This window comes from Desulfobacterales bacterium (genome assembly GCA_034003325.1).
Classification (GTDB): domain Bacteria; phylum Desulfobacterota; class Desulfobacteria; order Desulfobacterales; family JAFDDL01; genus JAVEYW01.
The window spans coordinates 81,583-96,157 of record JAVEYW010000010.1 but is presented as its reverse complement, the minus strand read 5'-3'; the positions used below and the strand labels follow the sequence as shown (position 1 = coordinate 96,157).

The 14,575-nt window shown below is 55.6% G+C and carries 11 protein-coding genes and 1 riboswitch; of the genes, 1 reads left to right on the top strand and 10 read right to left on the bottom strand.

The genetic code is table 11. From position 1 onward, the window contains the following. Positions 1-3: 3 nt before the first annotated feature. The 9 genes from RBT11_12105 to RBT11_12065 all read right to left on the bottom strand — a co-directional run bounded on the left by RBT11_12105 (position 4) and on the right by RBT11_12065 (position 12,416). The gene (locus RBT11_12105) at positions 4-1,215 is read right to left on the bottom strand and encodes a precorrin-8X methylmutase (protein MDX9787517.1); all 1,212 of its coding nucleotides are present in this window, start codon (positions 1,213-1,215) and stop codon (positions 4-6) included. A 43-nt stretch (positions 1,216-1,258) separates the two neighbouring features. Then, positions 1,259-2,677, bottom strand: a complete 1,419-nt coding sequence (locus RBT11_12100; GenBank protein ID MDX9787516.1) for a cobyrinate a,c-diamide synthase — start codon at positions 2,675-2,677, stop codon at positions 1,259-1,261. Continuing rightward, positions 2,674-3,633 (bottom strand): adenosylcobinamide-phosphate synthase CbiB, encoded by a 960-nt coding sequence (gene cbiB, locus RBT11_12095; GenBank protein MDX9787515.1) that lies wholly within the window; start codon positions 3,631-3,633, stop codon positions 2,674-2,676. Before cbiB ends, RBT11_12100 begins: the two co-directional genes overlap by 4 nt. Position 3,634: 1 nt before the next feature. Then, positions 3,635-4,699, bottom strand: a complete 1,065-nt coding sequence (gene cobD, locus RBT11_12090; protein MDX9787514.1) for a threonine-phosphate decarboxylase CobD — start codon at positions 4,697-4,699, stop codon at positions 3,635-3,637. Positions 4,700-4,728: 29 nt separating this feature from the next. Beyond that, positions 4,729-5,088 (bottom strand): DUF2149 domain-containing protein, encoded by a 360-nt coding sequence (locus RBT11_12085; GenBank protein ID MDX9787513.1) that lies wholly within the window; start codon positions 5,086-5,088, stop codon positions 4,729-4,731. After that, positions 5,057-5,698, bottom strand: coding sequence for a MotA/TolQ/ExbB proton channel family protein (locus RBT11_12080; GenBank protein ID MDX9787512.1), 642 nt, complete (start codon positions 5,696-5,698; stop codon positions 5,057-5,059). Before RBT11_12080 ends, RBT11_12085 begins: the two co-directional genes overlap by 32 nt. Next, on the bottom strand, positions 5,695-6,441 hold the full coding sequence (locus RBT11_12075) for a DUF2162 family putative transporter (protein ID MDX9787511.1): 747 nt from the start codon (positions 6,439-6,441) through the stop codon (positions 5,695-5,697). Before RBT11_12075 ends, RBT11_12080 begins: the two co-directional genes overlap by 4 nt. Positions 6,442-6,574: 133 nt before the next feature. Next, positions 6,575-10,531 carry a cobaltochelatase subunit CobN gene (locus RBT11_12070; protein ID MDX9787510.1) on the bottom strand — a complete coding sequence of 1,319 codons (3,957 nt, stop codon included), beginning with the start codon at positions 10,529-10,531 and terminating at the stop codon, positions 6,575-6,577. Beyond that, complete coding sequence (locus RBT11_12065; GenBank protein MDX9787509.1) at positions 10,515-12,416, bottom strand: TonB-dependent receptor; 1,902 nt, start codon at positions 12,414-12,416, stop codon at positions 10,515-10,517. Before RBT11_12065 ends, RBT11_12070 begins: the two co-directional genes overlap by 17 nt. 194 nt (positions 12,417-12,610) lie before the next feature. Next, positions 12,611-12,814, bottom strand: a riboswitch (cobalamin riboswitch). Between the two features lie 731 nt (positions 12,815-13,545). Here RBT11_12065 and RBT11_12060 point away from each other — a divergent pair. Further along, positions 13,546-13,965, top strand: a complete 420-nt coding sequence (locus tag RBT11_12060) for a hypothetical protein (protein ID MDX9787508.1) — start codon at positions 13,546-13,548, stop codon at positions 13,963-13,965. Here the strand turns inward: RBT11_12060 and RBT11_12055 are convergent. Continuing rightward, entirely contained in the window at positions 13,874-14,548 is a 675-nt protein-coding gene (locus tag RBT11_12055; GenBank protein MDX9787507.1) for a formylmethanofuran dehydrogenase subunit E family protein, read from the bottom strand. The genes RBT11_12060 and RBT11_12055 overlap by 92 nt on opposite strands. Positions 14,549-14,575: the final 27 nt, after the last annotated feature.

Genomic DNA, 14,575 nt, shown 5'->3' with positions numbered 1-14,575 from the left:
ACCTCACTGGTTTTCAATCGTGCCCCGAACCCTCTTCCACTGCGTTGCCTCTTCGGGAAGCATCGGAACGAATTCGCATTGCCCCCGGGGAACCGGGTAGGTGTTTTCATCCGGAAGCTGAATTTCCCTCACGTCCCCCAAGTTGACCGATTCCGCGATCCGTTTTTCCACCAGCCTTACCAGAAGGGGGTCATATCCGAGATTTTTCCCGAAGACCAACTTCACGTGGGGATACTGCTGAACCGCTGTTTGCATTTTCTCGGGAATATCCAGCTTCATGTGAAGCCCCTGATTCAGAAAATAGGGCAGCAACAAGACGCTGCGGGCGCCATGATGAACGCATTTTTCAAAGACTTCCTCAAAGTGAGGGCCGAGACGCGACATATTGCAGGTTTCCACCTGGTGGTACCGACCCGTTTTTTTAAGGGTGTCGGCCACTCGCAGCATGGACTCATCCGCTCCCGGCACTCGGCTGCCGTGGCCGAGCAGCATCACGGCATCGAAGGCATGCATCGCCCTCGCTTCAGATGTCGTTTTCGGCTGCGCCGAGGCCGCCAGGGAACAGAGCGCATGAACGATACTGACGGCAATGGGGCTGCCGCCGCGCGTCCCCGAGAGAATGATGTGCGGCACATTCAGGGCGGCCAACTCCTCCTTGCTTTCTTCCACATGAATAAATCCCACGGGTGCGGCAATGACCAACGCCGGCTTTGCGCCCTCTTCGATGATCATTCGGTTTAACTCGAAAAGCGCCGTGGGGGCGTTGCCGAAAACGGCGATGGCGCCATTGATGAATAAGTGCCTGGCTTTTCGAATGGCCACGACAGAGCGCGGTAAATTCATTCGCATCGCATCTTGAATTATATCGGTATCTGCCACATGGCAATGAATACGGCTCGGGTCATACGGCTCGCAAACCTTGCAAAGGCGATCAAGAGAAAGCCCTGCGCGGATCATGTTGGTATCGACATACAGGGGCCGGCCGGCCCGAAGCGCCGCAACTCCCGCACGGATAGCGTCCGCCGAAAACTGCACCGCCTTCATGATCGAAAAATCTCCCGTGGTGTGAATCATTCGGCGAACGATCTTCCACTGGTCCGGGGAAAAGGAATGGGGTGGGGCGTCCCGGTCAATGGCGGCAAAAGACAAGGTCTCGATATCCTGACCGTTCAGTGGATGGGCCAGTAACTGATGAATTCGTGCGCGTCGGGTCATTATGGGGTCTCCTATAGTGCCGTTTCGGGGTTGAATGTCATTTTCATGGGCACTCGCATCGGGTCAGAGCGCAGAGATTCAGAAAATAATCCAGCGCATCGGGCCGGCTTGCAAGATGCAGGTGAACATAGCTGGCAAGAATTCGACCCTGCGGTTGATAATATCCCTCTGAAGACTTGCAAGCGCCACGGTGGGGAATTAGGTCATAGGCGGTAGTCCATTTTTCCTCTATGGCGTCATTCGAGACTACCTCCGAGTAGTGAAATTCATGGCCTCGCAGATGAGTGCCCGCCTTTCCCCACAATGCGTCCGCTTTCTGGCGAACCTCGACGTAGCCGAGGTGTTTGCGGTGATTCAGCATGCGTGTTTCGCCCGGAAGAATACCGAGAAGCGGCCGGCGGTTTCCCTCCCGGGTCGTGAGGGCTTCGGAGAGATAGATGAGTCCGCCGCACTCCGCATAAACGGGCCGGCCGGACTGAGCAAATTGGCGAAGGCTGCGGGTCATGCCTGCATTGGCGGCCAGGGTTTCCGCGAACGCCTCGGGATAGCCGCCGCCCAGGTACACGGCATCCGCCTTTTTCGGAAGAGACGCATCCCGTAAGGGCGAAAAATAGTCGATTTGGCACCCCCGATGTTCCAATTCATCGAAAAGATCTTGATAATAAAAATGAAAGCACTCGTCTCGGGCCACGGCAAGGCAAAGTGAATGAGCCGGCGAGGCCCCTTTTTTTGCCGGTCCGAACGATGGCGGTTGGAAGCGAGGGGCCGAGCCTGCGATAGTAAGTATTTCGTCCAGATTCAGGTGTGTTTCGGCAGCCAGGGCGAATGCTTTCAGGACGGCCGGTGAGCAGTTCCGATCGGAATCGGCGGTTACGAGGCCCAAATGGCGGCTCGGCAATTCCGGAACCCCCCCTCTTGGAACAGCCCCCACGAGCACGGGTTGCCCGGCCGCTTGAAGCGCTTCTTTCAGAATATTCCGGTGTTTTTCGGAGCCGCAATGGTTGGCGATCACCCCGCGAATGCATACGCCTTCTTCAAAACCGGCAAACCCGGCCACCACCGGCGCCACGCTGCGGCTCATGCCGTGCACGTTGACCACCAGCACAACGGGCGCTTGAAGCCACCGGGCGATCTCGGCCGAACTGCCGGCCGAATCGGACGCATTCGCGCCGTCGTACAATCCCATCACGCCCTCAATCACCGCGATGTCCGCATCCGCCGTTGCCCGGTCGAATAAGCGCGCCACATAGTCCGGCCCGCTCATCCAGCCGTCGAGGTTGTAGCAGGGCCTTCCCGAAGCGGCGGTAAGCCATGTGGGATCGAGGAAATCGGGCCCCACCTTGAAGGGTTGAACCTTCAAGCCGCGTCGTCGCAGGGCGGACACCACCCCCAGGGTCAGAGTTGTTTTGCCGCTGCCGCTCTGGGCGGCGGCGATGAGGATTCGGGGGATTTTCCGGGTCATTTCAGAATCGCCTCCACCAGCAGTCGTGCGCCCGACATCAGCACTGTCGCCGAAATAAGGGCGGCGGACATCAGCAAGTTGGCGCTGAGAATATGGTTTTGGCCCAAGGGGATGATCGCATCGCCCAACAGCGGTGTTGCCTCGGGGTGCCCGTTTCGAAGGAGCGGCCCGCCCAGTTGGACCCCGAGCGCGCCGGCAAAGGCTGATTCTGCATACCCCGAGTTCGGGCTTGCGTGTTTTCGCGCGTCTCGCAGCCCGATGCCAAAAGTCCGGCCGCATCTTCCGCCCGTAAAAAGTGCGCCGATAGCGATAAACACCAGGCTGAGTCGCGCTGGAATATAGTTGGCGGCATCGTCTATTCGTGCCGAGGCCCAGCCGAAGTGGCGGTAGCGGTCGTTCCGGTAACCGAAGGTGGAATCCAGGGTATTGATCGCCTTATACGTCATGGCGCCCACGGGACCGAATAAAAACGCGAAAAAAAGAGGAGCCAGGACCCCGTCCACCGTGTTTTCCGCAACACTTTCCACTGCCGCGCGAATGACGCCTGGCGCCTCAAGGCCAGCCGTGTCACGACCCACCATGCGAGCCGCGGCCCGGCGGGCCTGTGCAAGATTCCCGGCTTCAAGAGCGCGCCAAACAGCGCGGCTGTGAGCCGAAAGATCCTTGGCGGCAAAGGTGGTGTAAAGGATGCCGATGGCCGCTAGGTCGCCCATGAGGGGAGAGAGGCGGTGTGCCGTCCTTAGCAAGCCCCATGTCACCCAAGCGGTTCCGCCGATAACGATTGCGGCTGTGACGGCGCCGGCAAGCCGCTCATTTAAAAACAATCGCCGGGCCGGCTTTTCCAGCAGTTGGGCCACGCGCCCGATAAGGCGCACCGGGTGGGGCAGCCACCCGGGATCCCCCATGAGAAAGTCAAAGCACAGGGCCAACCAGATCTGAAGCGTGAGCGGAATCATTTCATTCACATCCTTCCAGGCGCATGGCATTCAAGAGCTGTTTGTTTTCCGTTGCCGTACGAACGGCCACGCGGAAATAACGCCGGTCCAACCCCTCGTAGTTGTCGCAGACGCGAATCGCGATGCGATGGGCGAGCAGCTTGCAGGCCAACTGAACGGCATCGAAAGAAGGCTTTTCCACGCGGGCCAATAGATAGTTCGCTGCGGATGGAAATACGCTAAAAGCGCCTGAATGCGATAGATCGCAATGAAGGTTTTCCCGAAGTTGCGTCACCGCCCTGCGCGTTTTTTCGGCATATTCATGCTCGCAAAGGGCGGCGGCTCCGACGGCTTGAACCAGACTGCCCACGGACCAGGGAGGAAGATGGGCAAGAATGCGATCGACCATCGCGGCTGAGGCCAGTGCATACCCCAGGCGCAGCCCCGGAATCGCATAAAACTTGGTCATGGACCGCAGTACGATGATGTTGGGCCGGCCATGCACCGCCAGGGTTTGGTAATCGGCCACAAAATCCGCGAAGGCTTCGTCCACCACGAAGAAGGTGGATAAATGGCGGTCCGCCATCGCCAGCAGCGTTGCCGGGTCCACCATGGCACCCGACGGGTTGCCCGGTTGCCCGACGATTACCATATCGGCGCCGGTCAGTTTTGGCTCAACTTGGCGCCAATCAACGGAAAACCCGGCTTCCGCACGTAGCGGAATCGAAGTGATCTTCAGCCCCGCCCGTGACGCGGCGGCGGCATAATCGATGTAGGCCGGCACCGGAATCACCGCATGCGAAACGCCCAGGGCGCGGGGAAGCGCATAGAGCAGTTCGGTGGAGCCGTTTCCGCAGACAATTTCCTCCGGCAACAGGGAAAACGAAGCGGCGATGGCTTCACGCAGTGCCCAGCAGGCGGGGTCCGGATAGTGGACCACACCGCGAAGGTGACGCAGAATCACCGGCTGAAGACAGTCTGGAGGTCCCAGGGGGTTGATGTTTGCGCTGAAGTCAAGGAGCTCTTCAACCGCGCAACCGGCAAGACGCGCCAAGCTTCGAATATGCCCACCGTGTTCGAATTTCATGTCTGAATCCCCCGTCCTTTCAACGGCCATTACTCCGGCACATACACCATGGTGCCGTCCTTCAGGCGGTATGCAACGCCCAATCTCTCTCCCTGACCGCTGGTTTTGGACTTGGAGACCTTCATGGCTTTGACCCGGGTACCTTTCTTGGTGATGATTTCCATTTCCCCTGAGGCGTGTTGCTTCATGATCGTCATCTGAGATGTTGAATCAAAAAGATCGTCAAGCCGATAGGCGCTGAAAAGGGTCAAGAGCAACCCGACGATAAATACCAGACCGATGTCGAAAAGGTTGGCCACGCCGGTCATGGGATCATCGTCCCGAAAGGCCTGCTCGCCGAACCCCTTGCCGGCTTTTTTAATTCGCCGCGTTTGAAAGTGTTTCATCATTCACCTGCTCCCTGTTCGACAAAAGCATTTCGGTTGCCAGCTCCATATTCTTGATGTCCTCCTCAACCCAGCGCCGCTTGACCGTATAGAAAAAAAAGGCCGTTGTGCCGATGGCCAGGCCCGTAACCGTGGTGGTAAAGGCGATCACCAAATCCGTGGAAAGTTGCGTCATGTCCCCCTGACCCAACGCGGCCAGACCCGTACCCATGGGAATCAAGGTGCCGATCAACCCCAGCGACGGCGCCACCCGAACCAGAATTCTGAGCCGATCCATGGATTTCCAAAGGCCCAGGGTCGTTTCCTGAAGCAGGTTTTCAACGGCAAGCTCACGGTGCGGCTCATCGCCTCGCAGGGTTTGCGTCAGCGCCTTGATATAGTGGTTGACCCGGTGGGAAACCATCGCGGCGGCGGTCCCGGTTTTCAGAATCCTCGGAAGCGCCAGCGGCGGGCATTGCTTCAGTTTAAGCCGTTCCACCCACTCGGCAAAAAAAGATCCCGCGCACACAATGATGAAAAAAGTCAGTATGACCAGCAAGAAGAGAACCGGATAGAGCAGTGAGGCGGAAATTAAATAAATAAAGGATTTCAGTAAGGCGCCGATGTCCATCATGGGGTGCTCCTTATGGTAATTGACTTAACCGCAACCCCGCCGATAAAGGCCGCGGCAGTCAGAATCGAAAACGGAACAAGGTGAATCACTTTTTGGGAATGTGTTTGGTCGTGATGCATGGCCAAGCGGTAAATATTTTCCATTTCGGCAAATTGCGGCATGATTGTCACCGAAAGAATGAAATAGGCGGCCATCAGCAGCATGGCGCCGCCCAGGAAAGATTCAGGCGCCATGGGCCGCTGGTGTCGATACAGAAACATCACTTCCAGGGTGACCAGATTGACCAGCATAAAGGCGCAGTAGAGCGCCAGCACCGCCAATGCGGGGATGTCCGGAAAACAGGTGATCAGAAATCCGGCCGAAAAAAAGATAACCGTGATACACACCGGGCAGGGGACTGCCAGCATTACCCACGCCCGGCTTCGGGTTCGGGAAGCCGGGGGCTGCGTTAACAGCCGCAGGCCCCAGATCACCAGAAGACCGGCCATGACCAGATGGATGATCATTCCGGATTGAATAAAGGTCTGAATGGCGGCCAGATGACGGACCGGATCGATCCGTTTCAAAAGGACCGCGGCGCCGGCAAAAACCACTCCATAGACCAGCGCGAAAAGGAAAAAAGCAGCGACGCCGGCTCTTTTTTTCTTCTGCACGGCAAGCACATAGGAAATTCCCGCTCCGCTTTTGACTGCAAAAATACCAATACTGAATAATACGCCCAATATGAGGCTTTGGTATGCCATTTTCTTCTCCTAATCCGGCAAAGCCGGATGCTGGGCAGCTGGGCTGCCAGGCAGCCAACGGCCTTCTTCGGTGATGCGCGTTTTTTCGTGTCCGGTTCTCTTAAAGGGTCAACCCGCCATTTGTTACGGACCGCTACCGCCTGCTGCGTGATCCCCAAAAAAATAACCCGATGAGAAACAGCACAAAAAGCGAGGCGGCCCATTGAACGCCGGAAGAACATAAGGCCGTTGTTTCATCTTGGGTTTTAATGTCTTCCATTTTATAGCCTTCAACGCGCTTGGCGTCTTTTGGGCCGTTTGCCCCGTCCGGCCGCTCGGGTGTTTTTCGTGATTCCGGTCGCGCCTTGCGAGTTGTTTTCTCGACCCCGGAATTCAGTTTGGCCAATAGCGCCTTTCGCGCGCCAACCTGCTCATTCAGGGGGTTGGCCGCCGCTTTTTCCACGGCCAGTTTAAATGCTTTAGCCGTTTCCTGCGATAAAACCCCCGGCAGGGAGATAATGCCTACCACCATTTGGTTCAGCAGGGGGTTGTTACAGGTGTGGTCGCAACAGGCCACGCCTTTTTCCACGACGTTCAGGGCGTATTCGGCCGCCAATTTTTCAGTGACGGCTTTTCCCGCCTGCCAGTATCCTTTTCGCACCGCCTCCAGCATGCGCGCCGTCATGGACTGATAGGCCCAGGGGTTTTCCTTATTGAAAAATGCTTTAATATCCTGACCGTATTTATCTTCCACATACACTTCATAGCTTTGCTCCCAGAGGCTTTTGTCCACGGCTTCGGGCGTGGTGACCTGCCAGCCCCACATATTTTCCATGAACTCGGCCATCTCCCGGCCGCCGGCATACTTTTCCGCTTTCATGCCTTCAATCCATTTGGGATTCAGATAACGGCTGCGCAGCTCCCGGCCAAGCGTGGTGGAAAGGGGTTCCACCCGGCCTTTTTCCGTTGTGCGCTGCATGGAGACAAACACCGCCGGATCTTTTCCGGACGCCTTGCGCACGGCCATGCTCAGGCCGCCCAGATACTGGAACATGTCATCATTGTCCATGGCGCCGTAGAGGTTGGAAGAGATCGTATGGACCGTGGCGTCCACGGATTTAAGGTGTTCCCGGTAGGCGCTTTCCATGGCGGTTCCCCACTGGTCGGATGAATAGCCGTAAGACTGCATCGGCACAAATCCCTGTTCGGATACGGTGTCATCTTTTTCCCATAGCCCGCTGTTGCCGGCCATATCATCCACCTTGGTGCCGTAAGCGCCGGGAGGCGCGCTGTAGAGACGGACCAGGGAGCGTCTTTTCGCTTCCTCGGGCGTGTGCCCGCTGGCGAGGAGGGATTTTTCAACGGCTTTGGAATGTTTGCGGATAAAGTTCTCCAGATCGGTCAACGCCGCCGCTTTTTTGACGGCCGCATCCAGCATCAGGGCCACCTGCGGAAAGGTATCCCGGAAAAGGCCGGACATTTGAAGCAGTACATCGATGCGGGGCCGGTTCAAGCCGGCGGCGGGAAGGGGAGAAACGGTCTTGATCTTGTCCCGGGAATCCCAGATCGGGGTTATGCCCATCAGATACAGGGCGGTCGCCACATTGATGCCTTCATCCCGAATGGTTTCAACAGACCAGAGCACCACCCCCACCTGTTCGGGATAGGCGTTGTCATGCTGTTTCCGGTACGCGTCGATGAGGTCCCGGCCCGCTTGTTTACCGGCTTCCCATGCCTCCTTGGACGGCACTTTTTCGGGATCAAAGGCATAAAAATTTTTCCCGGTGGGCAGACTTTCCGGATTTCTGATGGGATCATTGCCCGATGCCGGTGCGATGAAGCCACCGGAAAGCCCCCGCACCAGGCTGTCCAATTCCGAAGGCCCGCAGGCGCGAATCTGTTGCGCGTAAAAATTTTCGGGTTTCCCGCCTTTTTCCGCCATGGCCCGAGCCGTTTCGGCGAGGGCCTCATCGGCAGGGGAAACCCCGAAGGTATGCAGGCCGTAAGGAATCATTTCGGTTTTCAGTTTCAGCAGGTAATGCTCGATTTTTTCAAGCGCAATTGCATTGACGGCGGCCAGCGCCAAATCCTTGTCCAGCCCCAGGCGAAGGGTTATTTCCCGAATTCGTTTCAGGCGGGCGGCCTGAATTTGTTCGAATGAAGCGGTGTTGTACTCGCTGATCAGGGCGGTCAGTGTGGCGTATTCCCGGTAAGTCCCGCCCTGCTTAAAGGGGGGTGTCGCATGATCGATGATGACCCCGCGGCCCCGGCGCTTGGCCTGAATGCCTTCGCCCACATCATCCACGATATAGGGATACAGGTTGGGGATATCGCCGATCAAAACTTCCGGCGCGCATTCGCGGGTCAGTCCGGCCTGCTTTCCCGGCAGCCACTCGTGCGTGCCGTGCGTGCCGAGACTGATCATGGCGTCGGGGTGAAGTTGTTCCTGAAGCCAGAAATAAAAGGCGTTATATTGGTGATGCGGATACAGTGTGGTGCTGTGATATAATTTGTCCGAATCATCGCTAAAGCCGCGCACCGGCTGAGGGGCGAGGATCAGGTTGCCGAGCCGAATGCAGGGGATGACGAATTTCCCGTTCTTTGTCATGATCTTGCTGTCTTCCGGGGAGCCCCAGTCTTTGATGACGTTTTCGCGGAAAGCTTCGGGCGTCTTGGCCAGCCATTTGCCATAATCCGCCATATCGATCAAAACGGCCCGTCCCTCCCGAAGCAGCGCATCCAGTTCATCCGGTGCCCATGATCCGATATTGCGACCGGATTTGAGGAGCAATTCGCTAACGCTTTCCTCGGTGAAGTCCCCTTCAATGGTGTACCCTCCGGCCTTCAGGCGGGCAATGATTCGGCTAATACTTCGAAAGACATTGAGATAACTCGCCCCGATGTTCTGTTTGCCGGCGCCGTGGTTGTAAGTCATCAGAAAGATCTTCTTGTCCTTGTTGGGCATCTCTTTTAGCGCATGCCACCGGGCCGCCCGGCGGGCCAACTTTTCTACCTGGGGGGCGTACGGCTCATAGCGAAAGGCATGGCCTTCCAGGGCCAAGGCTGAATCTTTGGTCTTTAGGCCGATGAGCGTCGGCTCCACCAACCCGCTGATTTCCGGGTTTGAAAACTGAAAGGCCAGTCCCACCGAAGAAATACCCTGCGGATGGCTCAACCACTCTTCTTTTGAACTGAAAAAGAGTTGCTGGCTGTTCAATACCGGCACATTCGCTTTTTCCAGAACGCGCAACGAATCCCCCGATAAAATGGAGCTGAATCTGAAGGCAAACCCGGTGATGGACCCCAGTTGGTCCGAGAGCGGCGGGCCGGAAATCAGATGGTCCAGCGTGTTTTCCCAGTTCTTTATCGCCCGCATCCAGGTCACGGTGTTGATGCCTTGCGTTTCATAGGCCCGAATCAGGGCGTCCACAGGTTCTTTTTTCCCGTCTATTGTGAAGGTCGGAAAAATAACCGTAAGATTCCAGCGTCTGCCCGCCTGAAAATGACCGGAAGCACGGTACCATTGGACGTATTCGGCAAGGGTTGAAAAGAATGTTGGCGCATCCGGGTGATACAGCGCGTTTTCCGGCGGGCTGACCGGAGGCTCATAGGAAGTGGAAAGGCTCAGATCCCGATTCGCCAGAAAACGAACCAAATTGGCGATGTTGTCAACAGTGGTGTAGTGATAATAGGCACGAACCGTTGAATCCATTTTAAACCCGGCGGTCAGAAAATCCTGCGTATGACCGGAGTGCCGCACCGCGTAAATCCGGGCGTCCGCTTTCATCTTATTCCGGTTTTCCATCAGCCAGCCGGCGGGTTGACGTTGCATGATGTCCACCACCGCCACATCCATTTGTCGAATAAAGGCTTCAACATCCGGGAGACCGATATCCTTGTCCGTAAAGATGCGAACCTCGACATTCGGCAGGCCCGGCGATTTCAGCGCACGGGCGCAGGTGTAGGCATCGGAATCTCCCACAAACAGGCCCATGCGCTTTGTGTCGGCCGAAAGCGCCGATTCGGCAAAAAGGAGCAGGACGCAGCAACCCGCGCCGATTATGAGTAGGCGTCTTAAAAGCAATTCTGCGCCTTTAAAAGTTGATTTCATAGCCCACCTTCATCAGTCGACCAACTTCGTAGTACACATACCGGTTGCTGGCCTCCTCGGATAGATCGCCGGACACATGAACGGCGTCATCAAAGACATTGTCCACGGCAACGGTCAGGTGGCCTTTCCAGAGGTTGTATTTGGAATAAAAATTAAGAATGGCGTCGCTGTCCAGATTGCGTTCTTTGGCGGTCAGAAACTGACAATTGACTTCCAGGGTCAGCGGGTCGGCAAGATAGCCCAGGCCCACGGTCGACTGAAATTTGGGACTTGTCTGGTAATCTTCCCCGCTGGTGTCTTCGGCCGTTGGATCAGCCCAGTATCCCGAGGTGTAAAGGGAAAGCCGCCGCGTCCGGCCACTTTGCTGAATATAGGGAATCACGTTGATTTCCCATTCCACCCCCTTGCTTTCATAATCCCCGGCATTGAAATAAGTGAGCGGGTACCCTTTGGAGCGGTCGAGCTCGATTTTATCCTCGTAGGCCATATAAAACAGCGAAAACCGGACCCGAAGCCTGTCGATGTCATATTTTACGCCGCCTTCATAAGTCCAGCCTTCTTCGGGCCCCAGGTCGGGATTCCCCGTCAAAAAGGAGCTGTCATAATACAGGTTGTTGAAGGTGGGGGTGCGAAAGGCCTTTCCGGTATTGGCAAAGAAATTGAGCGAATCGGTTGCTGCATAGCTCAGGCTGAGGCTGGGCAGGAATTGATCATAATCACTGGCACCGGAAGCGCCGTCAATAAGCTGCTCCCTTACCCCGATGGTGGCGGTCAGCCGATCCCGAACGACCCGTTTTACCTGAGCAAACAAAGCATAATCATTTCGATAATGCTTTCCGTATTGATTGTTGTAATCGGCCCCCCGGTAAATCCAGTCCGTGCCCAGATTGAACTCCCAGCCCGACCGTTGAAATTGATAATCTCCTTCCAGACCGCCATTATAGTTTTTGTTTTTATCCGCAGGCTCATTCAAATCGGTGTATTCTTCCCGTTGCATTTCATCAAAGGTGCCAAAGACCTTGGCTTTGAAGGCGGGGGTTTCGAACCGAAGATTGGCGAAGTTTTTGTAATAATCCTGATTCGTTCCCTCATAGGGCTTTTTATTGGCGTCGTAATGCTTTTGAAAACCGGTTTGCGAATAGGATCCGATGGTGTCCAGATAGAGATGGTCAGCCAGTCGGGCATTGACATTCCAGGCGTATTGATCGGTGCTATCCAGGTCATAGCGGTATTTTCCGGAAAAACTGCGGGAAATTTCCGTCTGACTTCCCAGGTGCCGGTAATTGAAACCGAGGTTCACACCGGGCAAGGCGGCTGAAAGACGATGATGGTGATAGTCTTTATTGCCGAATTCCACTGCACTGGTAACCGCGGTTTCGTTTCGGGGGGTTTTGGTGATGATATTGATGACACCGCTCATGGCGTCTGCGCCGTAAAGGGTGGAAGCGGCCCCTTTGAGAATTTCCACCCGCTCAATCTGGTCAAGGGGAATGGTGTCAAGATCATAGGCATGCCCGGCCGCCCCCTGAATGGGGGCGCCATTGATCAGAATAAGCTCACCGTCTTTGATCCCGCGAATGGTCAACGTGCTGTTCATGCCGCCGTGGGAAATCCCCAAGGGGGCCATGGCTTTGTAGGCAAAGCCGCCCACCCGTTTCATGGCGTCCAAAAGATTATTGGCGCCCGTTTCCTTTAATTCCGAAGATGAGATCACCGTCACAAAACGGCCGCTCTCCTTTTCCCTGACCGGAAAGCGCTCCGCGGTAACGGTTATGGGATTCAGGGTAGTGACGGATGCTTCGGCAAGCAAGGGGGCAGGGGATAGGACGATTCCGGTTGCGATTGCGGACAGGATGAGATGGCGCGTCAAGTAGTTGCTATGCATTTTGTGTATTCTCCTTTCGGCTGTTCATGCGGTTCATTGTCATTTGACAGCGTTTGCCGGGCCGGATACTTGGCGCGCTCAACCGCCCGTCCGGGCGGTTTTCCCCAAAAAAAATCCCGAATCGATAACAAAATCGATTCGGGATGTCCCTATTTATCCTGAAGATTCGAGCGAGCGCGCTTCCCTCCACGAAGCAAACGCCCAACACGCCAGGTAGGTCTTCTGACTTCCCCGCCCCAGCCGCAGCCTTCCCATCCGATTCGGACAGTGGCCTACGAGGCGTCTGAGGTTCCGGCGCATATTTTTGCACCGGCCGGGGTCACAGCAGCGGGCCTGTCCCCGATTTTCACGGGGTTCCCTATTAAGCTCAATCGAGCACCTGTGTGTAACGCATCACAACTAAGAAAAATCTTTGCCCAGGTCAAGAGAAAAATATACCGCTGTTGCCGTTGTAGGGGCAGACCTGCGTGTCTGCCCCTGTGAAACATGGTGCACGCTCCCCGCCAAACCAGGGCGGACACACAGGTCCGCCCCTACATTGACCGCAACGCCGTAGATATCGTTTTTATTAACAAACCGGTAATGCTCCCTTTCCAGCTACCGAGCTACCAAGTAGCGTGTGGCACCGATGAATAGCATCGAGTACTTTTACCGCTGCTATGGAGCGGATAATTATTTTCAGCTTCTCTATGATATTTTGCCCATGGTTTACCTCCATTTGACTTTTTATCGATGTCTTCCGAATGGGGTACGTTGTCAAGAATCGCAAGAAAGATGGAATTGCCCAACTGAGAGCTTAATCCGGCAAAGCCGGATGCCGGGATGCTATGAAGCCGGGATGCATAAATGACATCTTCCACCTTCAGTGAACATACACGCAACAACGTGTATGTTTCTGAAAAAGGGTCGAAAGGGCCTAACGGAATGCTTTGCCGCGCTGACCACGGCAAGTGGCGAAAAATGTTTCGCCCCTGGTGTACTTGCAGGCGCACGAAGTCAGAGAGGTGCGAGCCCTCTCTTTAATGTTTGCGTCCCACCGCTTTTTGTGGTTTAAAGCGTTGCTGACGGGGAGCTGTGAAGACAACAGCCGATGAGGGGGTTTGACCATATCATTTTTAAGGGAGGCGACATGATAAAAGGAATTAGATGGCGCATGACGTTGGTGGTGGCATTCTCTTTGATTTTTGTTTCATTGAATGCGGCCTTCTGCAGCGAGTTAACTCCCAGCGAGGTGGTTCTTAAATATTACCATGCCCTGCAGAAGAAAGACTTTGCAACCGCCCTGCAGTGTGTTTCCAAGGGAATGCGCCAGGATAAAAGCGATGAAGAGTGGCTCAGCTCAATGAAAGTTTTCATCGAGGGGGGGGACGTCGTGATTATGAAGGTTTCCGCTACGCCGGGGCCGATTTCGGACAAAGAGGCTCAAGTGAGTTCCGTTATCACCTCCAAGGACGCTTTTAATCCGGAGGGGGTGACAGAGCACAATATAGAGTATCTGGTCCTGGAAGAAGGGATTTGGAAGCTTGACCGGACCGAGGTGGGTGAATAGCAACCGTTTCTTCAGGCAGTTCGAAATAGGTTTTCCCCTGGCAGGAGAGACAACGGTTTCCCTGAATGGCCGGGTAGGCCTCATCGCATCGCGGGCAGACCGCCATGGTGGCATCGATACGGGTGCCGAAGGATTTTGTGATCGGTACGGCGCGCCAGGATAGAATCGAGTGTCCGGCGGTGAGCATATCCATGATGAGGCGTTCGGCGCGCTGTTCTTGCATTGGCGCCAAGTGCATCTGCCAGTTATAGATGCTTGGAATCGACCGCGCCTTGATCAGATCCAGCCAGATACGATAGCCGGCCGATGTTGTGTTATCATAAAGGGTCAATGCCATTTTCCCCCAGTTGAGAATGGCCAGCCGCCCGTTTCCGACCGTGCAGGGGGTGAACAACTGAACCGCGTCCGGAAGAAAACAATGTGTTTCCACCACAGCGGCCGGGTCTGAAAAGGTATCGAGCAACTCAAGCGCCAGATCCACCATCAACCCGCCCATCACCATGCCGGGCGCTTGCCATCCATGAAATTTCTCAATGGCCATCAGAAACTCTTTGCCGCCCTTGTCGCAAATTTTAAAATCCAAGACCGGAACTCCTTTGCCGTGCGGCTG